This is a genomic window from Agarivorans sp. TSD2052 (assembly GCF_023238625.1).
In the GTDB taxonomy this organism is placed as follows: domain Bacteria; phylum Pseudomonadota; class Gammaproteobacteria; order Enterobacterales; family Celerinatantimonadaceae; genus Agarivorans.
Genome location: NZ_CP096670.1, coordinates 317,808 through 344,758, shown reverse-complemented (window position 1 = coordinate 344,758; position 26,951 = coordinate 317,808). Strand labels below are relative to the sequence as shown.

Below are 26,951 nucleotides of genomic sequence, written 5' to 3'. Positions count from 1 at the left end.
CAACACCTGTTTTTTTATACAGCCATTGTAGCCACACAACGGTGCTTAGCCAAATATTTGTTTGCTCAGTTTAAGGGTTGCCGCCACATTTCGGGCACAAACAAATAAGTTTTGTTCCGCTTCAATTAAAGCTTGTTCTAGGTCGCAGGTGCCCGGCACAATAGAAAATACCGCATCAATACCGTGCTCGTGTACGACCTCATACCCTGGCAACATAGCCCCCGCTAAGGCAATCACTGGCACATTATATTGCATGGCAATTTGCGCCGCACCATAGGGCGTTTTACCGGCAATGGTTTGACTATCGATGCGCCCTTCACCGGTGATAAGCAAATCAGCACCTTCGACACTGGCAGCCAAATCAACCGCATCGGTCACGATCTGCACCCCCGGGCGCAGCTCTGCCTGTAAAAAGGCCAATAAACCCGCGCCCATGCCACCCGCAGCACCACTGCCAGCGGTATGCATAATATCTATACCAAATTGGCTAAAGACAATCGAAGCAAAACGGCCTAAAGCGGCGTCGAGTTGTTTAATCATTTCGGGTGTAGCGCCTTTTTGAGGACCAAAAATGGCACTGGCACCTTGTTCACCACATAGTGGATTGTCAACGTCACAAGCCACTTCAATGTCTACCTCGGCTAGGCGCGGATCAAGCCCCGAAATATCAATTGAAGCCAGGTCAATCAGCTCGCCACCACCGCGTTTTAAAGGCTTATTAAACTGGTCAACAAAGCTCGCCCCCAAGGCTTGTAACATGCCCACACCAGCATCATTGGTGGCACTGCCGCCTAGACCAATAATCAGCTTACTCGCCCCTGCATCTAAGGCGGCACTAATCAGCTCGCCGGTGCCATAACTAGAGGTTTTTCGCGGATCACGCAGCGCGTGGTCAACCAAATGTAGCCCCGAGGCCGCGGCCATTTCTATCACTGCCGTTTGCTTGTCGCCCAGCACACCAAAAAAAGCTTCGACTTGATTACCACGTGGTCCCGCTACCAACACAGGCATTATTTGCCCGCCAGTAGCATCCACCATTGCTTGTACAGTACCTTCTCCACCATCGGCTAATGGCACTTTTTTATAAGTGGCATCGGGAAAAACGTCCTTAAAACCTTGCTCAATCATATCGGCCGCTTCCATGGCACTAAGGCTTTCTTTAAATGAATCAGGGGCTATCACAATTTTCATCGGCTTTCCTTAGTCAGTCATCAAGCATCCCGCTAGCAGCTTATAGTTGCGGTAAGCAAGTTTGTGTATAGGTGCGTATTTGTTCGCTTAGCTGTCTCATTAACTTACCTGCTAATTGCCAATGATGCCAGTATAGCGGCACTCTAACTTGATGTTCTGGTACCAAATTCACTAGGCTTCCATCGGCTAAATGCTTAGCCACATGCAAGCGTGGGTTTAAGCTATAAGCACCACTAGCCAAAGCAAGTTCCATAAAGGCTTCAGATGAACGTACTGTATGGCAAGGGTACTGACCGGGGCGTAAAGAAAAATGCTCTAGTAAAAACTGAATATGCATATCATCGTGTTGATCAAACGACATACCCGGAGCGCGGCTGAGGCTTTGTCTATCCACCCCATTGGCAAAAAAGCGTTCGATAAATGCTGGTGTCGCCACACATAAATACTCCATATAACCCAAAAAATGACTATCGCTCCCAGCAATGGGTGTTGCTTTACTGGTAACGCACGCCAAGGCTTCACCGCTGCGCATACGCTGCCAAGTGCGAGATTCATCCTCTACGTATAAATTCATTTCAACCCGCTGCTGTTGCAATAGTGGGCTTAACGCCGGAATTAACCAACTAGCCAAACTGTCTGCATTTACCGCCAGTGGCAGCGATTGAGCCTGCTGTTCATCGACATTAAGCTGATTGCTTAACTCTGTTTCAAGCTGAATGACGCGTTGATAATGGCCTAATAATTGTTGTCCCAAAGGGCTGGGATGTAAAGGTTGACCACGAATCAACAAAGGTTGTCCTAACTGGCTTTCTAGTAACTTAATCCGCTGTGAAACTGCCGACTGGGTGAGGTGCAGGCGCTTAGCTGCCCGTTCAAAGCTTTGCTCACTCACCACCGCATCTAAGGCTTTAAGTAACTTGTAATCAAAATCAGGAAAGGCCATCACTACTCCCATTACACATAAGGAAAACTTATTATGCATTAATTTTATTAGTTTTATTAAAGCAGAAACACTGGCTATAGTCCTGTCATCATTTAGTTAATCAGCGACACCATGTTTAGCAGTTACTTTACCGGCCTCACCCTAATGGCCACTCTGATCATGCCTATTGGTATGCAAAACGCATTTGTATTAAACCAAGGTATTCGCCGTCGCCACCATTTGTTGGTAGCGGGTATGTGCTCGATGGCCGATGTGTTTTTTATGTGTATAGGAGTATGGGGAGGCGCCAAACTATTTAGTGCTTACCCATGGTTGCTCTATACCATTAGCGTATTAGGGGCAGCGTTTATGATGGTGTACGGCTACCAATGCTTGGTAAGAGCGTGGAAAGGCGAAAGCAGCTTAGAGCAAGGAGAAGCAAAACATGAGCTAAAGGCAATTATATTAGCCTGCTGCGCCTTTACCTTTTTAAACCCCCATGTGTACATCGACACTATTGTGATTTTAGGCGGTTTTGCCGCCAACATTAGCGCAGAACAGCGGCCATTATTTGTGGCTGGAGGTATTAGCGCCTCGTTTGCTTGGTTTTTTAGTTTAGCCTTGTTAGGCGCCAAGCTCGCTCCTTGGTTAGCTAAACCTCGCGCCCAGCAAATCATTGATTCTCTTATTGGAGTGATGATGTTTGGGCTAGCCATCTACTTACTTAAATTTGTATTTGCTTAGACGCAACAACGCACGCTAACGCCAAGTAAAGCTAGAACACGCCACTAAACTATCAGTCACTCCCTCCTCAAAGATCGCTAGCGAGTGTTCTGTATCAAGGTGATATTATAAGTACTATAGTTAAGCTAATTATTAGGGATAATGCAGCATTGCTTCGGCTCTGCCAAATTTCTTGATTAAGCAAGCAAAAGGAATAGTCAATGAAAGGTATACCAGATATCACTGTTAGCGCAGTGTGTATTGCTTTGTCCCTTATGTCATTTTCTAGCGCCTCACAAGACAATCAATCGATCGTTATTGCCACCACTCCCGCAGCGGGGAGCGCAGCCGGCCCCTTTTTCAATCACCAACAGCAGTTAGCAAAGCGGCCCGGTTATCGAGCCCAGTTATTATTGCAAGCGGGTGAGCGGTGCCATGCCGATATAAATTTTTTGATAGTGCCTTGGAAAAGAGCGCTGGCATTGGTTGAACATGGCGGTGCAGATGCGGCCTTTTCTTCTAGCTATAAAGCAGAGCGAGCAGTCTATGGGGCTTACCCTATGAAAAACGGTAAGCCAGATACCTATCGGGCAATTAGAGGCTATTCTTACCTACTATTCACCCATAAAAACAGCGACTTAAGCTGGGACGGTAAAAAAATAAGTGGAGCGGAAAGGAAAATCGCAGTAGAACGAGGTTCGGCTGGCGTAGACATTGTCAAAAGTCATAATTTGGACCCCGTTGAGTTAACCGACGAATCACAAATGCTAGACATGCTAGCAGCCAAGCGCGTGGACGGTATGGTCGCGATAGATGGGAACGTTGAAGCCGTAATTGCCCTAGATCCGCTACTAGCTCGTCAAATAAAGGCTCAACAGCCGCCGCTCCAATCAAAACACGGCTATTTGATGTTTTCTAAAGCGTATTATTTAGCGCATACCACACTCAGCGAATGTGTTTGGAATGCGGTGGGAGATATACGGGCCTCTGCGGACTATAAGGCGCTAGTTAAATCTTACAATAACGGGCAATAAACTCGCAGTGCCGCAAGCTATTAGCCGCTGAATAGTAGCAACGCTACAGCCTATTTAAGCAAAGCTTAATTTTTATTGTAAGCCAATATCTCGCTAATTAACTCAGGAGAGAATAGCGATTTAGACAGATACTGCTGTGCCCCTGATTTAGCCACCAAAATTAGCCCTAACTCAGTGTCTATTACCCGTTCAACATCAGCCCATAATAAGGTGGTTTGTGTATAAGGGTTCTGAGTTTTCACCCCTTCAGCATCGATGCTTAGTTTCACTTCACTGTCAGCACTTCTTCCCCACATTTGCCGTGTTAACCACCAAGCGCGTCGAAATCGAATATGCACTAGCTCTAGCACTGACATGGCAATTAGCAAGTTGCCCAGCACCTTGGGCTGCTCAGTAAAGAACACTAAGCCCACGCCACCCACAAACAATACCGCCGGAAATAGGTAATTGGGTTTGGCATTTTTGCCATAGGGTAAAGACTGATCAAAGCACTCAGCAAGGTATGCGCGAGATAAGGTAAATTGAGTATTATAAGCCTGCATTGCCACCACTGCTTGGGTCTGAACATTCGCCTTATTGTAAGGGTTTTCAATGTTATTTCATTGAGAATCAGTGTATTTCTGCAATATGCAGCAGCCGTGCTTCATTACGTTGCACAAAACCGCGAACTCAGCCATTTACCGAACACGTTTAAGCATACTGGCTTAACAGCCAAATAATGCCAACCGTGTTGCTTAGCTGAATAGCGATTACTCGCCTAACAGTGGCAAGTGTTTAACTTTTTGATAAGTGAACGCTAGTGTTATGCAGTGCTTGATGGCGGCTTCGGGTAGTGCTTCAGCCAGCGTTAGCACTATCGCTCTATTGCCCTGAAACGTTAGCTGGTCGCGATACAACTCTCGAAAGGTATCAAGCAACCGAGTTTGGCAGTTAAAGAACAAATAGTAATGGTGTGGGGTTTTCGGCTTCCAGTCAATACGCATTGGGCTGCCAGATTTAACAGCAAAACTAGGCTCGCCCCATTTGAGCGTTTCGTTTACTTCACCTAAATCTAGCTCAGCAGCGGTATTCAAAATCAACGCCCTAAGATAAACAAGTTTGGCGCTCACTTCATCGGGATATTGATTAATCTTGAGTAATACTGCTTGCTCCATTGAGCCCCCACTCTTCACACTTTAGCACCACCCTCATTTTTTGTTTTGGCTCTGCAACATCAAACTGCGCTTATGCTGTTATGTTCGCCAACAGCGCCTGTACTTGATTCACCTTAGTTGGCCTTACTATACGGGCGATCTCATGGCCACCTTTTAGCAAAATTAAGGTAGGCCAAAGTTTCACCTTAAACGAACGTCCTAAACGCTTACCCTTACCGTCAAACACCTTAATATGCGGTAAATCTGAGTTGGATAATACCTGTTCAACAGCAGCCGCAGCAGCTTTGCAATGGCCGCACCAAGGCGCACCAAATTCTAACACCGCATAAGCGGTAAGTTCTGCTAGTTGCTCTTCGCTTGGGGCTTCTTCGTGATACTCTGGGTTAAAACCCACTTGGCATGCATTCATGTTATCTCTACCAGTTTGAATAAAAATAAGAGGGCGAGTTACATGAGTAAAATCACCATTCTCTCTGCACTAAATATAGTGACTAACGCGCGACTTTGGAACGGCATAGTGGAAGGTTGTTAGCCTTATTTTGCTGCATGTATTTCCCAAGCGCTTACAACGAGTGAAAGCTTTAAGCTTTTATTCTTCACATCATGATTAATTATAAGAAGGCGCATCGGGCTTGCTCCCCCTCATGCACACTCTCTGCACGTAACACCACTGTCGTTTGTTATAAACACCGACCAGTGGACAAAAAGTGTACCCAATCTGCTCTGCCTTGCTTTTTAGCTGCACATGTCGCTTCGTGAACATCATAAGTCACTTTATGAAACACAATGTCCCATTTTCCATCTGACTTTTTCTGCAATGTTGCATAAGAAGCTTTTGATGAATAATTTTGCATAGAGTGAATAGTCGGCTCATCATCAGTGTATGCTTGCAGCCCTACGCTTCCAGGATTAATGACTATCTGTCCGGTCGATAATTCGACACACCTTGGGATATGAGTATGACCACAAAGAACGATTGGCGAAGATACACCATCTAATAATTTTATTACTTCACAATCAGCACGAACCACTGGCTTACCAGTCACTACATTTTCTAATAAATACACAAGATCATCATTAGGTGTTCCATGACACGCATAAATATCAGGGCTTACTTGCGAATCAAATGGTAACTGTTTCATCCATTCTAATGGTGACTTACCCAAATCAGTTAAGATAAATTGCATTGTTGGGTTTAAGTCTATTTCAGCTTTGTTCGCCTCATAAATCTGCCGATCTTGATTACCTGAAATTGTTACAGCATTTAAAGACAACAAGTAATCGTAGGTCTCTCTTGGAGCTATTGGGCCATATAGAATATCTCCGAGATTAATAAAAGTGGTCACCCCTTTTGCTTTTGCGTCATCCACAACAGCTTTAAGTGCAAACACATTGCTATGGATATCAGACAATACTGCAAATTTCCCCACTAAACTCTCCTTGTGCTGATGCCGCTTATTATATTGATAACTCTAGAGGTAAACCTATATTTCACCGTTCCACCCGGCTTATAGTCGTTCCATCTACAAATTTATCAGAAAATCAAAATGCTTGGCTAGCCACCTTTGCCGCCTTTATGAAACAAAAAACTCAAGAGGGTAGCAAGGCTTTAGCGAGAATAGCGCCGGCTGAGTCAATCAATCTAGATATGAAGGATTCAACCCTTCAAGTCTGATTTAGAGATTTGCGTCGATATCACTAATCTTGTCGTTCATTCGAACATATACAAAGGCTTAAGTGATGAAAAAAGTACGATTTGGCGTTATCGGAAATATGGGCCCTGAAGCAGATGCTCTATTTCAGGATATTGTTGCAAAAAAAGAAATAGAACATGGAGCTCTTAAAGATCAAGACCATATGGGAATGATCGTCGTGAAGAATCCCGATATTCCAGATCGCTCTGAAGCGATCAACGAGGGCGGAAAAGACCCAGTTCCTGAATTGCTAGAATCGGCACGAATTTTGGAGCGCAACAACGTTCAATTCGCAGTAATGACATGTAATACCGCGCACTACTTCAGAAATGAAGTCCAAAAACACACCAATGTATATCTAGTAGACATGCTCAAGACCACTGTCGACCTGATTAAACAAAATAATGCAGAATCAATAGTCGGTATCTTATGCACCAACGGTACTTATAACTCATGTATTTACGACCGATATTTGAAAGACGCTAACTTAGCATTCATCAAGCCGGCTGAATGTGAACAAGAGCATTATGTTCACAGTGCCATATACGGAGAGACTACTGGCAAGAAAACCATTTCTGGTCAAGATCTTAGACAAATTAATGGGATCAAATCAGGGGAATTCGAGCACAATGCGGCCCTGCTTTCTAAAGCAATTCAAGCCTTAGTCGATCAGGGGGTTAGCACCGTTATTTTGGGCTGCACCGAGTTACCATTAGTACGAGATATTCTACAAAAGAATTTCGCTAACGTGACTTTTATCGATCCAATGGAAGCTGTAGCTGACAGAGTCGTAGACATTTACAAAGCGGTTGAGCAGCGCCTCAATACGACCAATAATTTTCTTCAAGTTAACAATATTGAGAACATCCATAGCGTTGAAGACACTGTAAATTATATCTTAAGTCAAATAGCCAATGACTCAAGAGTTCTTCCAATGATGAATGATCAAAAAATTGCGTAAATAGCGAAAAACATTTTTCACGACAAGAGAAATAGCGCGAGTTTATTTATTCATACTACTACGACACTTGCTTGCCAAGGGTCTTTCATTCAAGTTTTCTATGCCGATATTAATCGGTAGGTATAGACTTTGGCATGTTACGCGTGGGGAGCATATCACCGTTTTAGTTTGCTAAATTCACACAGTTTTATACGACATTGTAATATAAAAAGAATAGTTTATGATATTTATCAGAAAGTATAACTATTCTTGGCAAAGGAGCTGCTCATTACATCTATTAGAATAGCATTTACTGATTTCCCCGGCCCTTTCAATCCGGATAGGATTTTAGCCTTACTTAAACAAAACTATACTGTCACAGTCGACCAGGAAAACCCTGATTATGTAATATATTCAGTTTTTGGTTATGATTATATGCAATATGATAAAGCTGTACGGATTTTCTTCACAGGTGAAAATGTAATTCCTGATTTTAACCTTTGTGATTATGCTTTTGGTTATAGTTGGATTGAATTTGGGGATCGTTATTACAGATGTCCTAACTACCAACTTTATGACCAATATAAAGACTTGCTTAATCGAAAGAGTTCTGTTCAAGCAGATAATATTCTTGAATATGAAAAACCTAAGTTTTGTAATTTTATTTATACTAATGGTGATGGCCATCCAATACGTGACGAATTCTTTCATCATTTAAGCGCTATTAAAAGCGTCGATTCTGTAGGTAAACATTTACGTAATGTTCAAGATACTATTGGAGCGCCTTATCATGGTGATTGGACAAAGCCTAAAATTGATTTTCAGAAACGTTACAGGTTTACAATAGCTTTTGAGAATTCTACGTCTCCAGGTTACACCACTGAAAAGCTTATTCATGCGTTATCTGCTGACACTATACCTATCTATTGGGGTAACCCGCTAGTAGGTAGAGAATTTAATACAAAACGCTTTATTAATTGCCACGATTTCAACTCACTCGAAGAAGTCGCAAATCAGGTTATGCAACTTGAAAATAATCCGGCGCTTTTAGAAAGTATGTTAAGAGAACCTTTTTTCCCGGATAATAAACCAACTATAGGATTAAATGACGAAGATATTCTTGCTCAATTTAATCTGATATTTGAACAAGAACACTCTCTAGCCTTTCGTCGTAATTTTCACTATTTTGGTGAAATTTATGAAAAACAAAGAGCTCAAGAGGTCAATACATTTAAATTTGTCAATAGTGAGAATCTCCGCGGAAAAATAGTCAGAGGTATTAGAACTTTATCTAGTCAATTTTAAATTCATATATTAGTTCCCATGTGGACCCCGGGGTGAGAGCGTGAATGCTCATTTTTTCCCACCAAGTTGAATCCAGCCCCAAAATCTTCTCAAGATAGGCGCTGTTCATTGCCGCAATCTTTTGTTTGCGCCGAATGCTGGCCTTTTGGGTTTACTCAGCCTTCAGCATGTTCAATGCAACATGCCGCATGTTCTCTGCGGCAGAGTGCATAGCACCAGATATCTCATACTCAATGTTACACGACCAGTCTGTCGTGATTAACCTGAGTATGCTGCATGAACCCTAGCCAACAACATCGTTATAATGCTTTATATAAACAACACCTTACCAATTTAACCTTACAAGGGAAACGCCCTGCTACCATTGATGCGTATTCACATGCGGTACGTCGTATGACAGGTAATACCGCGCACTACTTCAGAAATGAAGTCCAAAAACACACCAATGTATATCTAGTAGACATGCTCAAGACCACTGTCGACCTGATTAAACAAAATAATGCAGAATCAATAGTCGGTATCTTATGCACCAACGGTACTTATAACTCATGTATTTACGACCGATATTTGAAAGACGCTAACTTAGCATTCATCAAGCCGGCTGAATGTGAACAAGAGCATTATGTTCACAGTGCCATATACGGAGAGACTACTGGCAAGAAAACCATTTCTGGTCAAGATCTTAGACAAACTAATGGGATCAAATCAGGGGAATTCGAGCACAATGCGGCCCTGCTTTCTAAAGCGATTCAAGCCTTAGTCGATCAGGGGGTTAGCACCGTTATTTTGGGCTGCACCGAGTTACCATTAGTACGAGATATTCTACAAAAGAATTTCGCTAACGTGACTTTTATCGATCCAATGGAAGCTGTAGCTGACAGAGTCGTAGACATTTACAAAGCGGTTGAGCAGCGCCTCAATACGACCAATAATTTTCATCAAGTTAACAATATTGAGAACATACATAGCGTTGAAGACACTGTAAATTATATCTTAAGTCAAATAGCCAATGACTCAAGAGTTCTTCCAATGATGAATGATCAAAAAATTGCGTAAATTGCGTAAAGGTCATTGGTTAACATTGTGGCTAGGGAAAGCCGATTTATTCCTTTCAAATGACCCGTTAACCAACAATACAGATGGCTGAAACTTCAGCGGTTCAAGCATAATCTCACCACCGAAAGCGGTCTATATAGTCCGTTTCTAACACTATTGGCGTACACCTAGCCAGTTTATTTTGATTAATTTTCAATCACACTTGGCACAAACAGCAGCATTATGTAGAATAGCGCCGCACAGAAGTTAGACTCGCGTCACAAAAATCGGTTGGACCAGTAATAAGGACTTTGTAGTAAATGAAACATCTTAAGCAGTATTTGCTCATTAGCTTAGCCACCATAGCTTCAGTGCTGATGTCACTAAGTAGCCATGCTGGCATTCTTGGACTCGCCGGTAATTACAACACTTTTATCTTTAATGACTTCTCTGGTAGTTCTGATACTGAAGGCCGCTTAGCCGTCGGCGGAAATGCCCACTTACAAAACTACAGTGTTGGTGACAAACTTGGCACAAGCAGTGATCAAGTGGTGTTAACAGTAGCAGGAAATTTACAAGCAGACTACGGCCGAGTCTACGGTGCCGCAGAGGTAGGCGGTAGCGCAAATGTTACCCAAGCACATGGCTATGCCGATGGCGGCATCTCTGAAAATAGCCACATTGCTATCGATTTTGCTGCAGAACATACTTACCTGAATGGCGTGAGCAATCAGTTAAGTAGCCTATCGTCTAACGGCAATGTACTCCAGCAATGGGGAGGCCTTTATTTAAGCGGTGATGGTCAAAGCCAACAACAGGTATTTGAATTAGATGGCAATGACCTGCTTAATGCGCATACTTTCGAAGTGAGCAATCTTGCTGACGATGCTGAGATTATCTTTAATATTTCAGGAGGTAGCGCCGGACTAAGCAATATGAGTATGGCCTCTTTGCTACCCTCTCGAGATAAAGTATTGTTTAACTTTTATGAGGCCACTGAATTACTGTTGTCAGGAATCAGTGTTGAAGGCAGCATATTAGCGCCCTTGGCCAATGTTCAAGATCCCCAAGGTGTGATCAATGGCACCGTGATCGCTGCGTCTTGGGATGGCGCCATGCAGCAAAATCATGTGCCTTATACTGCAACACCACCTCCGAGTAGCGTTCCCGAACCAGGGTCTGCCTTGCTGTTTGCCGCCGCTATTTTTTTACTCGCTTGGCAACGCCGCTTTAGCCTGAGTAAATAGCTTAAACATAAAAAACGGACCGATAGGTCCGTTATTGAATGGCAAGTACGTAAGCTTAGTTGGGGGTGAAGTTAAACTTTTGCCCGCCAATCGCGGCTTCATACATTAGGCCGCCTTTCGCTAAAGTAAATACCGCATAACCACTCACGTAGTGGGCTTTTGATTGGGTACTCCCCGCAGCAGCTCCGGCGCCAGAAGTGCCCGCTTGCGCTGAAGCACCGGCAGTTAAGGCTACTGCGCTAGCTTGGGCGGCAAATTCAAAGCTGCCACTGGTAAATTCGTCGTAAGCACGCTTATCTTGTAAGAAGACAATTTGGCTAAATGCTTGGCCACCTAATTGAAAGCCAAGAGTCACTTGGCCCATATTTACAGAGCCCGTTGGCATACCACCTAAGTAAACTTGCCCCTCACCGTAGGCACCACCAATGCCAATACCGCCTTTACCAATGGTAGGAAATACGGCGTACCCATAGGCGCCATTAAAAAATTCTGCGGTTCGGTCTGATTTTTTGAACTGCTGAATTGTGGTTTGGTAATCGTCTGCGAATGCTTGAAAGCTTAACGCGAGAACACCAACACATAGTGCCAACCATTTCTTCATAGATAAACGTCCTTAGGCTTTAAATAATCAATAAGCAGCATACACGATGTCTATGACATTCGGTATGCTGTATATAATGTATTCAACGTGCCAACACCACTCACTTAGCTAGGTTGGTATAAACGATAGCGTGTTTGGTATCGGTAAGTTTCGCCCGGCGCTAACCAGCAGCTTTTATGTGGCCAATCTGGGCGGTTTGGCGAATCAGGTAGAAATTGGGTTTCTAAGGCCACACCGCTATGTGCTTGGTAGATCTCGCCGTTATGGCCAGGGTTCCCCTTTAAGAAGTTGCCGGTATAAAGCTGAATAGCCGGTTTGTCGGTATACACCTCCATCGCAAGCGATTGGTCATCTGCCACTATGCGAGCTACCGCTTTGCCTTTTTCGACCACATCTGCTTGCAGCAAGTAGCTATGGTCGTAACCCCCTACTAACGCTTGATGTTCATCTTTAAGCAGATCTTCGGCAATGGTTTTGCTTTGTCTAAAATCAAAGCTGGTATCGGCGACAGTATGTAATCCATCAAGTGGAATACCATCGCTGGCTACCGGTAGATATTGGTCAGCGGCGATAAACAGTTGGTGTTGCAAAATAGTTGAGCTCGCGGCATTTAGGTTAAAGTAACTGTGGTCAGTTAAGTTAACAGGGCAGGTTTGATCTACCGTGGCCGAATAATCCATCACTAATTGGTTATCGTCATCTAAGGTGTAATCAAGCTGAGCTTGCAGGTTACCGGGAAAACCCATTTCTCCGTCGGGTGATTGAATCGTGAAACGCACTTTGTTATCGGCTAATAATTCACCCTGCCAGTCACGGTGGCTAAGGTCATTGGCGCCATGTAATTGGTGCATATCTTGGTTGGCGGTTAATATAAACTCTTCACCTTGAAAGCCAATTTTAGCTTGATTAATACGGTTCGCATAACGGCCAACCGTTGCGCCTAAATAAGCATTTTGCTTGAAGTAATCATCAAAGCTATCACAGCCCAATACCACTTGACGTAGCTCACCACTGTTTAACTTAATCTTGAGGCTAGCTAAGGTCGCTCCCCATGCTAATACAACGGCTTCGCTCCCTTGGTTATTTTTCAGGGTAAACGTTTGCCCGGTCAGGTCCTGTTGTATTGTTGGCATGAAGAACTCCTAGATAATTAGCACGAAGATAGACGAATGCGTTTCAATAAACGCTGAGAATTGCAGATAAAGCCCGCATGTTAACAGCGAACATTGACTGCGATTAAAACAAGATAATTGATTTATTCAACAATTCTACCTAAGTACAAAAATCATAATAGGCTTAACAAGAGATTTGTGAGGAGCGTCTACTTATGATTAAATGCTTTAGCACTTGTTTCATAGCTCATCTCACTGACCTTTATAATGCGCCAACCCCACCAATAAGGATGCCCCTTGCTAGTCTCAACGTTTCATCGATGTTTTGTCGCTGTTTGTATACTGCTTCTTAGCGCTTGCTCTACTGGTTATCATGGCTCTTTTGTAGAACGTAGCTTTTATCAGGGTGATATAACAGGTTTGAATTTGCTTGGACCGGCACAAGCTGAACACTGCCAAAGCTATGCCTTGTACCTGTTTCCATTAAAGCATAGCCCGTCGACTCAGTTGGCGATAAAGCAAGCTAAACGCTCGCAGCCTAATACAGTAATGTTGGCCGATATTAGCATTAGCGATACCACCCATTGGAAAATAGGCTACGCCAAAAAGTGCATCAATGTGACAGCCGATGCTTATGGAAAGCCGCCCTCAACGAGCAATGGTTAGTGTAGCTTTATCCACAAAGGACTTTGCTCACTGGGAGTGTCAGGATGTAAATAGGGAGTATCAAGTTTAATGACTCGACGATGTTTTAGTTTTTCTACCAAGCTATCGTAAGCATAACGACTAAACAATTCGTCAAAGCTGCCATCATCAATAGCGGCCCAAAGACCCTGTTCTATTCTTGTCGCAAGTTGCTGGTTGTTGGTATTTACAAAAAAATAAATCGGTGCTCGATAACTTAAAACCAAATTAGGCTCTGCCACAAAATCTTGTTCTCGGTGCTGCTGTAACTCATGATAAATTTCACTCACACCACGCGGAAAATAATCAAAGCGCTGACGCTGTAACATGCCAAACAAACCATCGTAGTTGATCCCTTTAATCACATTAAGGCCATTAGCCTCCAATATCTGATTATCAGGCCAGCCTCTTCCTTGCCCTGCACTAAAGTTACTTAAATCTTGCAGTGTTTTAACCTGCGCAAAACGCTCGGTATCTTGACGACGGATCATCAGTAAACGTTGCCCCAGCAAACCCTTTAGTAAAGGGATACGAATTGGCAAAAAATCATCCTCTCGCTTGGCCGAACTCATTGTCCAAACTACGTCTATTCCTTGGTTTTCTCGTAGTTGTTGTAATGAGCGCTCTTGAGTCATTCTCACGTTATTGGGCGTGAGTTTATAGTTACCGTATGCAGCCTGAGTTTTATCTAAGGCGAGTGTGAGTAATTCTATAAAGTAAGCGCTGCGATAATCTTTATAGCTTTCAGGGCTAACATGCCGCACCAATAGTGGATCTTGTCCGCGGGCAAAAGCCGAAGGAAAACTAAGCACAATACCGAGCAGTGCAACCAAAAAACACTTCATCTATTTAAGCGACTAAGTAAGTAAAACAATACCAAAATATAACAAAATTTAATGACCCGTTTACTTACTTACCACTCATAACCTTTAGATAGAATAAAATTTAGTCATCTTTCTAGATAAATAAAGTGAGAAAAATAGGCGTTTGTGAAAGGGATATCAGTGAATAGTAAAGCGGTAATAACGCACCCTGTTCTTCAACATCATCAATACTCATCAATCGCTGATACAAAAAAAGCCTCGTCATTACTGACGAGACTTTAAAGTGTAGTCGGTGATGAGCCAAGGCTAGAAGACGAACTCCCGACTTAACAAACACAAATTTGGCATACCGCTTAAAAGTAAAAAGCCCGCTCAATGAGCAGGCCTTTTGTAATGTGGTCGGTGATGAGCCAAGGCTAGAAGACGAACTCCCGACTTAACAAACACAAATTTGGCACACCGCTTAAAAGTAAAAAGCCCGCTCAATGAGCAGGCCTTTTGTAATGTGGTCGGTGATGAGCCAAGGCTAGAAGACGAACTCCCGACTTAACAAACACAAATTTGGCATACCGCTTAAAAGTAAAAAGCCCGCTCAATGAGCAGGCCTTTTGTAATGTGGTCGGTGATGAGCCAAGGCTAGAAGACGAACTCCCGACTTAACAAACACAAATTTGGCACACCGCTTAAAAGTAAAAAGCCCGCTCAATGAGCAGGCCTTTTGTAATGTGGTCGGTGATGAGCCAAGGCTAGAAGACGAACTCCCGACTTAACAAACACAAATTTGGCACACCGCTTAAAAGTAAAAAGCCCGCTCAATGAGCAGGCCTTTTGTAATGTGGTCGGTGATGAGAGATTCGAACTCCCGACCCTCTGGTCCCAAACCAGATGCGCTACCAAGCTGCGCTAATCACCGTTATGTTCTTGGTATTTACCAAAGTTACCCTCTGGTCCCACTCTTTATGAGCTTCGCGACGATGCGCTACCAAGCTGCGCTAATCACCGTTATGTTCTTGGTATTTACCAAAGTTATCCTCTGGTCCCACTCTTTATGAGCTTCGCGACGATGCGCTACCAAGCTGCGTTTAACGTCGATTAAGTTACTTTTTGGATGAATCCAGCGCCTAACTTTAGCACTTTAGATTAACGATATTCGCTAATCTGAATATGGGGTGAGTAATGGGGCTTGAACCCACGACAACCGGAATCACAATCCGGGGCTCTACCAACTGAGCTATACCCACCATAGAGTTTTCGAGCATCTTCCGAAGTAATGGCGCACCCGACAGGAGTCGAACCTGTGACCTTCGCCTCCGGAGGGCGACGCTCTATCCAGCTGAGCTACGGGTGCTCAATGCTGGCGGAGGCGTATATTATGGCTTTCGCCGCGCCCTGTCCAGACTTTTTAGAAAAAAAATGGTAATTGCGGATTTTTCCTACAAATGATGAAAAATCTCGCAATTTCAACGCGCAGTAAGCCGCATAAACGACGTAAGCGTAGTTTAGTCTAAAGGCCTAAAACCCGCGTAAGCGATCCCACTTAAATGTGCCATCTCTCGATGCCAAGTCGCTAAATCATTTTTATTAAACTGATTGAGGTGATCATGGCCACAGGCGCGGGCCATTACCTGCATTAATTCCACTGAAGCATTAAAGAAATTACTCAATTGCTGCGCTGATTTTTCTACATTGAGCCGTTGGCGTAAATCTGCGTTTTGGGTGGCTATCCCCGCTGGGCAGTTATTGGTATTGCATATCCTTGCTGCCACGCAACCTATTGATTGCATAGCGCTGTTAGATATAGCAATCCCATCTGCGCCTAGCGCCATAGCTTTCACAAAATCCATGGGTAAGCGCAACCCACCAGTAATAATTAAGCTCACTCTGCCACTCGCGCCCTGTTGATCGAGGTAGCGGCGCGCTCTCGCTAAAGCAGGAATAGTGGGCACACTGATATGGTCGCGAAAAATTTCAGGCGCAGCGCCAGTGCCACCGCCCCTGCCATCGAGAATGATATAGTCTGCACTCGCATCTAGTGCAAACTGAATGTCTCGCTCAATATGATTTGCGCTCAGCTTAAAACCAATCGGGATCCCTCCGCTGACTTCTCTTACCCTGTCGGCAAAATACTTAAAATCTTTGGCACTGTGTAAGTCTTCAAAGGTAGGAGGCGAGATAGCCGCTTGCCCTTCTGGTATGCCTCTAACTAAAGATATTTTGCCTTGATTTTTATTTCCGGGAAGGTGCCCACCGGTGCCTGTTTTGGCGCCTTGACCACCTTTGAAATGAAAAGCCTGCACCTTTTCTAGCAGCGATTCTTGGTAGCCAAATTTGGCACTAGCGAGTTCATACAAATAACGAGAATTTTGCTGTTGCTCTTCAGCTAACATGCCTCCTTCCCCCGAACAAATACCGGTACCAGCAAGTTCAGCGCCTTTGGCTAAGGCGGTTTTGGCTTCTTCTGATAACGCGCCAAAACTCATATCTGAGACAAACAAGGGGATGTTAAGCGCTAAGGGTTTCGCCGCCTCTGGGCCAATCACTAACTTGGTACCTACCGACTGGTTTTCAAATAGCGGCTTAGTGGCCATTTGTGCCACCATAATCTGAATCTCGTCCCACTGTGGTAATAAGTGTCTGGGTACACCCATCGACGTCATCGCACCATGGTGGCCCAGCTGCGATAAGCCTTCGCGGGCTAATTGATGAATAAACGCCACGGTCGGTTCTTCAGCGGTAGGAGTCGCTTGCGGAACAGTATCTTTAACCGTAATGTCTGGAACTTCTTGGCCAAGTTGCTCGGCACTGATCTGTTTGTGGCTACCATCACAAAAGGGGCTATTACTGGTGGTTTTACAGGCGCATAAATAGGCGTCGCCCGATTGTTCAGCAGTAAATGCTTTAGGCTTAAGCCCTGTTCCGGCGTGGCTACCATCGCAAAAAGGTTGGGATTTAGAACGACCACAACTACAGAAGTAGTATTGATCACCTTTAACTAAACTGACTTTTTTCGGTTTGTTGTCAGCGATAATAGCCTTACTCATAAGGACTCCTAGCTTTTGATATGCCAAGCCAACTGGCCTTGCTTGCTATCCATTAGCTTAGACGTTTTTTTGTGCACTTAGCTTAAATTATATCGGCTGCGGTAAATTGGCTTTTAAAGGTGAAGGCAAAGGGACTTTCACCATGCGTTCTAAGATGATCTAAACGCTCTAACGCTTCTTCTAAGCTTGGCTGATGGTTGGCTTCAACCCACCAAAGTACATAAGTCGCTAAGGGCTGTTTTTCAAACCATTCGGCGCGCCGTTTCATCATATCGATATGATGGGTTTTAAACATAAATTGCTGCAAACTCGCCACCGATTGCCACACTGACATATTCACGATCATTCTAGGATTGGCAAATGCCTGAATCTCGGTGGCATTACCGCTGTCGTCTTTTAGCCGCCATATAAATCCGTCACAGGCTTCGGCGATAGCATTAATAGGCTCAAGATTATCAACAAAATCTTTTAGCAAAGGGGAATCTAAATCATCTCGGGCGGTGGCGATATTAAGTTGAGCTAGTTGCATTGTTTCTCCTTAGTGAGCACTTCTTCAATGATTAAACGCATAGGCACATCAATGATGCCTTTGTTTTCACGCCGCTCTTGCTCAGCCACAAACCCCCAAGCTTGATACATCGCTTTTGCCCCAAGTGAGGCATTGACGGTAAATTCACCTTGATTGCCATTAGCTAAGCAAACCGCTTTAGCCTGTTGCCACAACTTACCCGCTAAACCTTGACCTTGAGCAAGCTCGGCCACAAATAGGTGATAAAGGTGGGTATTATCTCGCGTCGCCACCACGCCCAACAATTGGGGCTGACCATACTCGTAAAACTGCTCAGCTAAGTGATAACAAAAGCCCTGCTTAATATAGGAGACGATCGACTGTTCTGTCATCGCTGCTAACAAACATTGGCTGCCGGCTTCAGTAAAGTCTTGCACTAAAAAACGTTGTGCTAATTGCGTTAACAACGCACTGATAGCACTGGCATCGTCTAGCTTGGCTAAGCGGATTTTTATATTTTGATTCACTCAACAACCTCCGCGCGACTTAGATACACCCATATAGTAAACAACAGCTTAAACCGATGACTCGCGACGATAATGCTCACTTATGCTGCTGATATAACTAAGTGGTGAACAATTATTTAGTTTATACCCTAATATCTAGTTTTCCCTCTTGTCTGGTAAATAAAAGCGAATATGATGAGCACTCACTCGGCTTTAACTGCTCCCAATCACTTGCACCCGATAACGGCGACTCATGCTTAGTAACAACATAACCAAACAATTTTGGCGCTATTCTATTCCATCCGTTATCGCCATGGTGGTAAGCGGTGTTTATTTGATTGTAGACGGGATCTTCATTGGTCATGTACTGGGCGCGTCAGGCTTAGCCGCCATTAATCTCGCCTGGCCGATTATTTTTTTGGTCACCGGTTTAGGTTTAATGGTGGGGGTCGGCGCAGGGGCGCTAATCTCAATCGCGAGCGGTAAAGCACAACAGACTAAGGCGCAAAGTTTGCTTAGCCACGCCTTACTACTGATGATCGTGATGGCAGCCTTGTTTACTAGCTTATTGTGGGCCCTGGGGGAGACGCCGATCAGGGTTCAAGGCGCTAGCGGCGATATACAGCAAATGGCCGAAAGTTACCTCAGCATATTAGGCAACGGCGCTTTGGTCGTACTTTGCAGTTGTGCCCTCCCCATTTTGATTCGCAACGACAACTCCCCTAACTTTGCTACGGTATTGATGATAATTGGCGCAGTGGCTAACATCGGTTTAGATTATTTGCTCATCGTTCATTGGAACTGGCAATTAGCCGGAGCAGCTTATGCTACTTTGGGGGCGCAAGCCCTAGTGATGCTATTAGCCTTAGGCTACTTTTTCTCACCCTATAGTACGTTAAGCTTTCAGTTCAGCCGCTTTACACTAAACACTGGCTACTTAGCGAACATTGCCAACTTAGGCTTAAGTAGCTTCTTTACTACCGTGTACACCGCCTTCATTACGGTGATCCATAACTATTTATTTCTACGCTACGGCAGCATTACTGAAACAGGCGCCTACGCGATTGTGCTCTACCTCAGCGTTATTTATTACTTTATTGCAGAAGGCTTTGCTAATGGCATGCAGCCGCTTATTTCCTACAATTACGGTGCCAAACGTTACGACAATGTACTAAAAGTGATGGCTTTGGGTTTTAGTATTATATTAGGTACCGGATTGGCGGCGGTGGTACTGATTAACTTGTTCAGTGAATTGAGTGTTGGCGTTTTTAACAACAACGACCCAGAGTTACTCAGCGCCACTGTAACGGGGATCCGCTTGCACCTGTGGGCGATGCCCTTTGATGGCTTAGTATTTACTGCCGCAGTGGTGTTTCAGTCGATTAACATGGCCAACCGCGCAACACTCATTTCGCTGGGCAATATGGCCGTTCAATTGCCATTTATGCTGATTTTGCCGATGACTCTTGGGGTGACAGGTATTTGGTTGGTTATGCCGGTTTCTACGGTGTTATTAAGCATCTTGGTGACAGGGTGGTTAATCAAATTAGTGAGCAAACTCAAGGCCGAAGCGTAATTGGTGTACGCCAATAAAAGCCGAGCACTAAATAGGCTCGGCCTTGTCAATAATAAACAGGCCTATGGCAAGGCTTGGCCACGCGAAGTCACATAAAGCTGATACCACTGCTCTCGGCTTAACTGTACTTTAGTCGCATCGGCGCAAGCACGAATACGATCTACGTTAACGCTGCCAATCACTGGCTGAATACCAGCTGGATGGCGGATTAACCACGCTAACACGATGGCTTCAGTAGAGCTTGAATGTTGCTCGGCATATTGCCGAACCAACTGAGCTGTATCTCGCTGAGCTTGACTAGCATTTGATAAATCTGCCCCACTAAATAAACCACGCGACAGACTGCCCCAAGCCTGAATTTGAACCTTGTTCATCGCACAATATTCTAAAGTGCCAGCAGTAAAGCTGTGGCCTAAGGCTTGTTGGTCGTTCACGGCAATATTGTGATTTAGCCAATCTAACTTAGATAAACTCATTTCTAACTGATTGGCCACCAGCGGGAAGCTTAATGCTGATTGCAAGTAAGCAAGCTGAGTCCCACTCATATTCGATACACCAAACTGTTGCACTTTACCGCTGTCTTTCAAGGCTTGCAGCACTTCAGCCACTTCGTCCAATTCAGCCAAAGGATCAGGACGATGTAACATCATCATCTCAATACTGTCACTTTGTAAGCGTTTTAAAGACGCTTCAGTACTGTGGCGAATATAATCTGCCGACCAATCGTAGCGACCACACCATTGGTCATCGCCAAAGCGAATCGCACACTTGGTTTGCAAAATAATTTGATCTCGCAACTCTGGGCGCTGCGCCAACACTTGACCAAATACCTGCTCGGCTTTACCCATCGTGTAAATATCGGCGTGGTCAAAATAATTAATGCCAATGTCTAAGGCTGCATCAATGGCAGCATGAGCTTGATTTAAGTGTTCTTGATTAACAGGAGAGTTATCCCAGCCACCGCCTAAACCCATGCACCCATATACGAGTCGACTAGCCTTAGGAAAAATTGAATTGATTGGTGATGCAGCCATGATTACATGCCTTTGTTTTAACGAATATTGGGCAAGTATAACGAGAATTCAGTAACAGCAGATAGGTTTATAGGCAGATTTTTCGTACTATAGTACGAACATGGCAAGTAAAGACAGCACTAATCCTGCTTAGTGCTGCCGTCTGGCTTACAAAAGATCTCTAATGCGGTAGTAAGTCATTGCCATCACCAACGCTGGGGTACGGAGCAAGCGACCACCAGGGAAAGGCATATGAGAAATTTTATCAAAGATATCAAAGCGCTCAGACGTTGCCATGATGGATTCGGCCATCAAAGTGCCGGCTAAGCCTGTAGCGGCAATACCATGACCAGAAAAACCTTGGGCAAAATACACGTTAGGCGCAATTCGGCCAAAATGCGGAGCACGATTAATGGTAATGCCGACATTACCGCCCCAAGCAAACTCCACTGGCTCACCCGCTAATTGAGGAAACACCCAATCCATTCGTTGCTTCATGGTAGCGGCTAGGTTTCTTGGCTCGATCCCAGAATAACTGACACGACCACCAAACAACATGCGGTGATCAGCCGAGCAACGGTAGTAATCCAATACAAAATTGATATCACATACCCCCATATTGTTGCCAATTAAGCTGCGAGCACGCTCTTCACCTAAGGGTTTGGTGGCGCAAATGTAAGTCCCCACCGGCATAACGCGGCTTTCAAGTTTACTATTTAAACCTTCCATATAGGCATTGCACGCTAACACCACGTGTGAACAGGTCACTTTTGCCTGAGCGGTATGCAAGGTCACTTTACTGCCGTGCTCAATTTTTATAACCTTGCTGTCTTCATATATCTCTGCACCAGCTAATGCGGCCGCTTTAACTAGGCCTAGAGTGTAATTAAGCGGGTGTAAGTGGCCACCATTTGAATCGAACATTCCACCTAAATAGCGCGGGCTATTTAATTCGCTAGCCAGTTTTTCTTGGTCCCAATACGCTAAGCTGTGGTAAGCATAATCGTCTTCAAGCTGACGGTGCCAAGCTTTAAGCTCCTCAACGTGGCGCTCTTTAATCGCTACGTGGATTTGACCGTCTTGCCAATCACAATCAATGTTGTGTTTTTTGATGTTGTCTTTGGTAATGGTTAAGGCTTCAGTAGATAAATCCCACATTTTTCTAGCGTCGTCTTTACCCATCATCTTTTCTAGCGTGGATTGCTCAGACGCCCAACCAAAAATAGCTTGGCCACCACTCCGACCAGAAGCCCCCCAACCGACGCGGGCGCCCTCTAGCAACATTACTTTGTAGCCTTTTTCAGCTAACTCCAGCGCGGTTGTTGCGCCAGTAATGCCAGCACCGACCACACATACGTCAACCTGGTGCTCGCCAGTTAACTGCGGATAATCGAGTTGCAGGTTAGCACTCGCAGCATAATATGAAGAAGCGTGTTGCGCTTTCATGTTCTCACCTTTGATGTTATTACGAAATCCTTGCTGTCCTTGGCTTGGCTTACACCATTTGTTGGTACCATTGCTGCTCTAACGGTGTAACGGCGGCTTCAAATCGCTGCCATTCATTGAGTTTGTTTGCATGATACACATGGCTGAAATCGTCTCCGAGCAGATGCCATAAGCTTGACTGATGAAACTCATTTAGGGCTTGTTCCCATGAGGTAGGCAAAGCAGGTGCGTGTTCTTTGCTGGCATCCCCACTCACCGGTTCGGCGCAGGATAGTTGCTGAGCAAGACCGTGCTGAATACCAAACAGTAGCGCCGACATAACAATATAGGGGTTGCAGTCTGCGCCGGCCACGCGATGTTCAATCCGAGTATTCTGTTTGCTACCTGAAGGAATGCGTAGCGCCACGGTACGATTATCCCAACCCCAGTTGGCTTGTAAAGGCACAAACATATCGGGTTGAAAGCGACGGTAAGAGTTGGCATTAGGCGCTAATAAGGCTATAGCCTGAGGCATAGTGTCTAATAACCCCGCCAAAGCATAGTGCAGCACACCCAGATCTTCAGCGAAGACATTTTTGCCTTGCGCATCTAACATACTAATGTGTACATGGCAGCCGTTGCCTGAATGTTCGGCGTAAGGCTTCGCCATAAACGTGGCATTGTAACCATGCTTTTTAGCGACCGCTTTAATCGCTCGTTTTAACAATATGGCTTGATCACAAGCCAACAATGGGTCGGTTTGGTGCTGCAAGGTCACTTCAAACTGGCCAGGCGCATATTCAGCAATCACGTTGTCGCTAGGGATATTTTGGGTATGGCAATAGCTTTGAATATCTTGAATAAACTCGGCAAACTCATCTAGCTCATCTAAGGAGTAAACTTGCGTTTGCTCCATTCTTTGCTGAGACAAGGGTAATAACGGCGGTAAGGGTTGCTCGGTATCGGCAGCCGCATCTAATAAATAAAATTCCCATTCAATAGCAACACAAGGGAAATACTCTTGCTGGTGTAAACCTTTTAAGGCTTTGCATAACAACTGACGAGGGTCTGCAAAAAATGGGCTACCATCAACCTCGTGCATGGTTAGCAAGGCTTGGGCGGCATCGTTTTTCCAAGGGATCATACTTAAGCTATGCGGCAATAAATGACAAATTCGGTCGCCATCTCCTTGGGCAAAACCTAAACCTGTTTGTTCAACCGTTTCACCGCAAATATCAAGTGCAAACACCGAAGCAGGTAAACACATGCCCTCTTCGGCAATTTTAAGCAGTGACCCCACTTCAATACGCTTGCCCCTAATAACGCCATTCATATCAGCGAGCATCAAATCAACGCTTTTTAACTGAGGATGGTCATTTAAGAATTCTTGCACTTGCTCAACCAGCGAAAGCGGCAAAGTTTGCGGCTTGTGTTTCAACATAATTAACAGTCCCCTTGGGTAAACATCCCTTTTACCCTTTAGATTTACACCATAGTGTTAAGTATAATGCAAACGTTTTTGTCTATAAGGCATGTTTTAGCGAAAAAATTGGGTTTTATTTAACACTTGGTTGACATTCATCCCATTTCATGACAAATCTTAATAGCACGGAGCAAAAACGTCTCGTCCAGTAGATATGCCCCGCTTTACTAAACAGACTAATGACAGGTGATTATGGAAAACGTCAGGAAGTGGTTTGCTGAAAACCGAATAACCGAAGTTGAGTGCCTAATACCAGATATAACCGGAAATGCCCGCGGCAAAATTATTCCGGCGAATAAATATCTAAAAGAAGGAGGGATGCGACTACCCGAGTCGATCTTTTATCAAACGGTTACCGGGGACTGGCCTGATGACGACAATGGCCTGTTTGATTGGACCGAGAAAGACATGAGCTTAGAGCCTGACACCGATAGCTTACGTTTTGTTCCTTGGGCAAAAGAACCCACTGCACAATTGATACATGACTGCTACAACGCCGACGGTGAGTTGATCGGCATGGCACCGCGTTCAGTATTGAAAAAAGTTTTAGACTTGTATGAAAAAGAAGGCTGGAAACCGGTGGTTGCTCCAGAGCTTGAGTTTTTCCTAGTTAAAAAGAATCTAGATTGGGATTACCCATTAGAGCCACCGATTGGCCGTAATGGACGCCCTGAAACTGCCCGCCAGTCGTTCAGCATTGATGCGGTAAACGAATTTGATCCACTGTTTGAAGACATGTACGACTATTGTGAAGCGCAAAATCTAGATGTGGATACCTTGGTGCATGAGTCGGGTGCTGCGCAAATGGAAATCAACTTTGATCATGGCGAGCCGGTACTAGCTTGTGATCAAGTATTTTTATTCAAACGCACCATGCGCGAAGCCGCCTTACAACATGACACTTATGCCACATTTATGGCTAAACCGATGGAAGATGAGCCAGGCAGCGCCATGCACATCCACCAGAGCCTAGAAGACTTAGACGGCAACAACTTGTTTGCCAATGATGATGGCAGTAACAGCGAACTCTTTCTCAGTTTCATTGCTGGCCTACAGCAATATACACCGGCTAGCATTGCCTTTTATGCGCCTAACGTAAATAGCTATCGCCGCTTAATGTTCGGTGATTCAGCCCCCATCAACTTGCAGTGGGGCGTAGATAATCGCACCGTGGGTTTACGTGTACCATTGTCTGATCCCCGCAACCGCCGCGTAGAAAACCGCTTTGCTGGTGCCGATGCCAACCCTTATTTAGCCATGGCGCTGACCTTAGCTTGTGGTTACTTAGGTATGAAAAACCAACTAAAACCAACAGCCCAAGAAACTGGCGATGTCAGTGAAGACCGCTACACCCTACCTGGCACCTTAGAAGAAGCGTTAGTCGCTTTGGAACAGTGTGAAGAGCTAAAAGAAATTATAGGTGAGCGATTTATTAGCTGCTACGTAGCGGTGAAACGCAAAGAGTACCAAACCTTTTTTAAAGTAATCAGCTCTTGGGAACGTGAGTTTTTATTACTCAACGTATAGCAAACTAATTGACTCAGCCACAAGGAGGCGAAATGAGCAAAGCAACATTGACGATACAGCAGCAAGACAGCGCCCATTGCCTGCATCCCTTTACTAACTTTAAAGAGTTAAATGAGAAGGGTGCGAAGGTTATTGAACGCGGCGAAGGTATCTTTGTATACGACAGTGAGGGCAATAAGTTGCTCGATGCGATGGCTGGCTTGTGGTGTGTTAACTTGGGTTATGGCCGTCAAGAGTTGGTTGATGCCGCAGCCAAGCAAATGCAGCAGCTTCCTTATTACAATTTATTTTTCCAAACTACCCATAAGCCAGCGGTAGAACTGTCTACTCTGCTCGCTGAACTGACCCCTGAGGGGCTAAATCATGCCTTCTTTACTGGCTCAGGCTCAGAGTGTAATGACACGGTAGTTCGCATGGTTCGTCACTACTGGGCAAGCAAAGGCCAACCTGAAAAGCTCAATATTATTAGTCGCAATAACGCCTACCACGGCAGCACAATGGCTGGCGCGAGTTTAGGAGGCATGGGCTTTATGCATGCTCAAGGCGGTTTACCCTTACCTAACATTTGTCATATCGACCAGCCCTACTGGTTTGAAGAAGGCCAAGGACAAGATCCTCAACAGTTTGGTGTAGAACGCGCCCGCCAACTAGAACAAAAAATTCTCGAATTAGGTGAAGATAAGGTGGCTGCATTTATCGCCGAACCTATTCAGGGTGCTGGCGGCGTGATTATTCCACCTGATAGCTACTGGCCTGAAATTCAGAGAATTTGTGATAAATACCAAATTTTATTGATTGTTGACGAAGTCATTTGTGGCTTTGGCAGAACCGGCGAATGGTTTGCCAGCCAAACCTTTAATATTAAGCCCGATTTATTGTGCATGGCCAAAGGCATTACTTCTGGTTATTTACCGCTAGGCGCAGTCATGGTATCAGATGAAGTCGCCAATGGCTTAATTGAGGCCGATACCGAGTTTGCTCATGGCTTTACCTATTCAGGCCACCCAGCCGCTTGTGCAGTGGCAATTGAAAACATCCGCATTATGCAGCAAGAAAACATTGTGCAAAACGTCCGCGAAAAAACGGCGCCTTATTTGGCGAAACGTTGGCAAGAACTGGCCGAGCACCCGCTGGTGGGAGAAGCAAGGACTAAAGGCCTAGTGGGTGCCTTAGAGTTAGTGGCAGATAAAACCACTAAGCAGCGCTTTGCTAAAGATCTTAGTGCGGGCTCGGTATGTCGAGACCACTGCATAAACAACGGACTCATTATGCGGGCTTGTGGTGAAACCATGATTATTTCACCACCGCTAGTAATCACAAAATCAGAAATAGACCAGTTAATCACACTGGCGAAAAAGAGTTTGGATGACACTCTGCAGGCATTGAGTTAATCCGGGTAGCAGTAC

General features: G+C 44.7%; 25 protein-coding genes, 3 tRNA genes and 1 pseudogene. 10 read left to right on the top strand and 19 right to left on the bottom strand.

Features of this window, described 5'->3' with window-relative positions:
- Positions 1-45 precede the first annotated feature (45 nt).
- Complete coding sequence (locus M0C34_RS01625; RefSeq protein ID WP_248713927.1) at positions 46-1,191, bottom strand: glycerate kinase; 1,146 nt, start codon at positions 1,189-1,191, stop codon at positions 46-48.
- Between the two features lie 40 nt (positions 1,192-1,231).
- Positions 1,232-2,134 (bottom strand): LysR family transcriptional regulator ArgP, encoded by a 903-nt coding sequence (locus M0C34_RS01620; protein ID WP_248713926.1) that lies wholly within the window; start codon positions 2,132-2,134, stop codon positions 1,232-1,234.
- Between the two features lie 111 nt (positions 2,135-2,245).
- Between M0C34_RS01620 and M0C34_RS01615 the strand changes: the two genes are divergently transcribed.
- A complete protein-coding gene (locus M0C34_RS01615) occupies positions 2,246-2,857 on the top strand; it encodes a LysE/ArgO family amino acid transporter (RefSeq protein ID WP_248713925.1) in 612 nt (203 codons plus the stop codon).
- A gap of 200 nt (positions 2,858-3,057) precedes the next feature.
- Positions 3,058-3,870 carry a substrate-binding periplasmic protein gene (locus M0C34_RS01610; RefSeq protein ID WP_248713924.1) on the top strand — a complete coding sequence of 271 codons (813 nt, stop codon included), beginning with the start codon at positions 3,058-3,060 and terminating at the stop codon, positions 3,868-3,870.
- A gap of 65 nt (positions 3,871-3,935) precedes the next feature.
- Here the strand turns inward: M0C34_RS01610 and M0C34_RS01605 are convergent, their stop codons facing one another.
- The 4 genes from M0C34_RS01605 to M0C34_RS01590 form a co-directional block, all read right to left on the bottom strand.
- Positions 3,936-4,412 (bottom strand): YcxB family protein, encoded by a 477-nt coding sequence (locus tag M0C34_RS01605; protein WP_248713923.1) that lies wholly within the window; start codon positions 4,410-4,412, stop codon positions 3,936-3,938.
- Between the two features lie 207 nt (positions 4,413-4,619).
- Positions 4,620-5,024 (bottom strand): DUF1801 domain-containing protein, encoded by a 405-nt coding sequence (locus tag M0C34_RS01600; protein WP_248713922.1) that lies wholly within the window; start codon positions 5,022-5,024, stop codon positions 4,620-4,622.
- 70 nt (positions 5,025-5,094) lie between these two features.
- Positions 5,095-5,433: a thioredoxin family protein gene (locus M0C34_RS01595; protein ID WP_248713921.1), complete on the bottom strand. Its 339-nt coding sequence runs from the start codon at positions 5,431-5,433 to the stop codon at positions 5,095-5,097.
- A gap of 271 nt (positions 5,434-5,704) precedes the next feature.
- Entirely contained in the window at positions 5,705-6,454 is a 750-nt protein-coding gene (locus tag M0C34_RS01590; RefSeq protein ID WP_248713920.1) for a metallophosphoesterase family protein, read from the bottom strand.
- Between the two features lie 310 nt (positions 6,455-6,764).
- Here M0C34_RS01590 and M0C34_RS01585 point away from each other — a divergent pair, with 310 nt between their 5' ends.
- Both M0C34_RS01585 and M0C34_RS01580 read left to right on the top strand, forming a co-directional pair.
- Positions 6,765-7,679 (top strand): aspartate/glutamate racemase family protein, encoded by a 915-nt coding sequence (locus M0C34_RS01585; RefSeq protein WP_248713919.1) that lies wholly within the window; start codon positions 6,765-6,767, stop codon positions 7,677-7,679.
- Positions 7,680-7,928: 249 nt separating this feature from the next.
- Positions 7,929-8,963, top strand: a complete 1,035-nt coding sequence (locus tag M0C34_RS01580; RefSeq protein ID WP_248713918.1) for a glycosyltransferase family 10 domain-containing protein — start codon at positions 7,929-7,931, stop codon at positions 8,961-8,963.
- A gap of 2 nt (positions 8,964-8,965) precedes the next feature.
- Here M0C34_RS01580 and M0C34_RS21235 read toward each other — a convergent pair.
- Positions 8,966-9,153, bottom strand: a pseudogene (locus M0C34_RS21235) (hypothetical protein); the annotation flags it as partial.
- Between the two features lie 86 nt (positions 9,154-9,239).
- Here M0C34_RS21235 and M0C34_RS01575 point away from each other — a divergent pair.
- Entirely contained in the window at positions 9,240-10,019 is a 780-nt protein-coding gene (locus tag M0C34_RS01575; protein ID WP_248713917.1) for an aspartate/glutamate racemase family protein, read from the top strand.
- A 299-nt stretch (positions 10,020-10,318) separates the two neighbouring features.
- Positions 10,319-11,245 (top strand): choice-of-anchor A family protein, encoded by a 927-nt coding sequence (locus M0C34_RS01570; RefSeq protein ID WP_248713916.1) that lies wholly within the window; start codon positions 10,319-10,321, stop codon positions 11,243-11,245.
- 55 nt (positions 11,246-11,300) lie between these two features.
- Here M0C34_RS01570 and M0C34_RS01565 read toward each other — a convergent pair whose 3' ends face one another.
- Both M0C34_RS01565 and galM read right to left on the bottom strand, forming a co-directional pair.
- The gene (locus M0C34_RS01565) at positions 11,301-11,846 is read right to left on the bottom strand and encodes a YSC84-related protein (RefSeq protein ID WP_248713915.1); all 546 of its coding nucleotides are present in this window, start codon (positions 11,844-11,846) and stop codon (positions 11,301-11,303) included.
- A 104-nt stretch (positions 11,847-11,950) separates the two neighbouring features.
- Positions 11,951-12,979, bottom strand: coding sequence for a galactose-1-epimerase (gene galM / locus M0C34_RS01560; protein WP_248713914.1), 1,029 nt, complete (start codon positions 12,977-12,979; stop codon positions 11,951-11,953).
- 276 nt (positions 12,980-13,255) lie between these two features.
- Here galM and M0C34_RS01555 point away from each other — a divergent pair, with 276 nt between their 5' ends.
- The gene (locus tag M0C34_RS01555) at positions 13,256-13,624 is read left to right on the top strand and encodes a hypothetical protein (RefSeq protein WP_248713913.1); all 369 of its coding nucleotides are present in this window, start codon (positions 13,256-13,258) and stop codon (positions 13,622-13,624) included.
- Here M0C34_RS01555 and M0C34_RS01550 read toward each other — a convergent pair.
- From M0C34_RS01550 to M0C34_RS01520, 7 genes are all read right to left on the bottom strand, one after another.
- Positions 13,621-14,487, bottom strand: coding sequence for a substrate-binding periplasmic protein (locus tag M0C34_RS01550; protein WP_248713912.1), 867 nt, complete (start codon positions 14,485-14,487; stop codon positions 13,621-13,623). The two genes, M0C34_RS01555 and M0C34_RS01550, sit on opposite strands and share 4 nt — an antisense overlap.
- Before the next feature lie 815 nt (positions 14,488-15,302).
- Positions 15,303-15,379: transfer RNA gene (locus M0C34_RS01545), tRNA-Pro, on the bottom strand.
- A gap of 252 nt (positions 15,380-15,631) precedes the next feature.
- Positions 15,632-15,707, bottom strand: a tRNA-His gene (locus M0C34_RS01540).
- A gap of 30 nt (positions 15,708-15,737) precedes the next feature.
- Positions 15,738-15,814, bottom strand: a tRNA-Arg gene (locus tag M0C34_RS01535).
- Positions 15,815-15,965: 151 nt separating this feature from the next.
- A complete protein-coding gene (locus M0C34_RS01530) occupies positions 15,966-17,507 on the bottom strand; it encodes a glutamate synthase-related protein (protein WP_248713911.1) in 1,542 nt (513 codons plus the stop codon).
- Positions 17,508-17,589: 82 nt separating this feature from the next.
- Positions 17,590-18,036 carry a DUF3291 domain-containing protein gene (locus M0C34_RS01525; RefSeq protein ID WP_248713910.1) on the bottom strand — a complete coding sequence of 149 codons (447 nt, stop codon included), beginning with the start codon at positions 18,034-18,036 and terminating at the stop codon, positions 17,590-17,592.
- A complete protein-coding gene (locus tag M0C34_RS01520; RefSeq protein WP_248713909.1) occupies positions 18,027-18,542 on the bottom strand; it encodes a GNAT family N-acetyltransferase in 516 nt (171 codons plus the stop codon). The genes M0C34_RS01525 and M0C34_RS01520 overlap by 10 nt, the downstream gene beginning before the upstream one ends.
- Positions 18,543-18,774: 232 nt before the next feature.
- Here M0C34_RS01520 and M0C34_RS01515 point away from each other — a divergent pair, with 232 nt between their 5' ends.
- A complete protein-coding gene (locus tag M0C34_RS01515; RefSeq protein WP_248713908.1) occupies positions 18,775-20,097 on the top strand; it encodes an MATE family efflux transporter in 1,323 nt (440 codons plus the stop codon).
- Between the two features lie 62 nt (positions 20,098-20,159).
- Here the strand turns inward: M0C34_RS01515 and M0C34_RS01510 are convergent, their stop codons facing one another.
- The 3 genes from M0C34_RS01510 to M0C34_RS01500 all read right to left on the bottom strand — a co-directional run bounded on the left by M0C34_RS01510 (position 20,160) and on the right by M0C34_RS01500 (position 23,976).
- The gene (locus M0C34_RS01510) at positions 20,160-21,131 is read right to left on the bottom strand and encodes an aldo/keto reductase (RefSeq protein ID WP_248713907.1); all 972 of its coding nucleotides are present in this window, start codon (positions 21,129-21,131) and stop codon (positions 20,160-20,162) included.
- Between the two features lie 147 nt (positions 21,132-21,278).
- Positions 21,279-22,556 (bottom strand): NAD(P)/FAD-dependent oxidoreductase, encoded by a 1,278-nt coding sequence (locus M0C34_RS01505; RefSeq protein WP_248713906.1) that lies wholly within the window; start codon positions 22,554-22,556, stop codon positions 21,279-21,281.
- A 49-nt stretch (positions 22,557-22,605) separates the two neighbouring features.
- Positions 22,606-23,976, bottom strand: coding sequence for a glutamine synthetase family protein (locus M0C34_RS01500; protein ID WP_248713905.1), 1,371 nt, complete (start codon positions 23,974-23,976; stop codon positions 22,606-22,608).
- A 234-nt stretch (positions 23,977-24,210) separates the two neighbouring features.
- Here M0C34_RS01500 and M0C34_RS01495 point away from each other — a divergent pair, with 234 nt between their 5' ends.
- Both M0C34_RS01495 and M0C34_RS01490 read left to right on the top strand, forming a co-directional pair.
- Entirely contained in the window at positions 24,211-25,545 is a 1,335-nt protein-coding gene (locus M0C34_RS01495) for a glutamine synthetase family protein (RefSeq protein ID WP_248713904.1), read from the top strand.
- 32 nt (positions 25,546-25,577) lie between these two features.
- Positions 25,578-26,936 carry an aspartate aminotransferase family protein gene (locus tag M0C34_RS01490; RefSeq protein ID WP_248713903.1) on the top strand — a complete coding sequence of 453 codons (1,359 nt, stop codon included), beginning with the start codon at positions 25,578-25,580 and terminating at the stop codon, positions 26,934-26,936.
- The last annotated feature ends 15 nt before the right edge of the window (positions 26,937-26,951 follow it).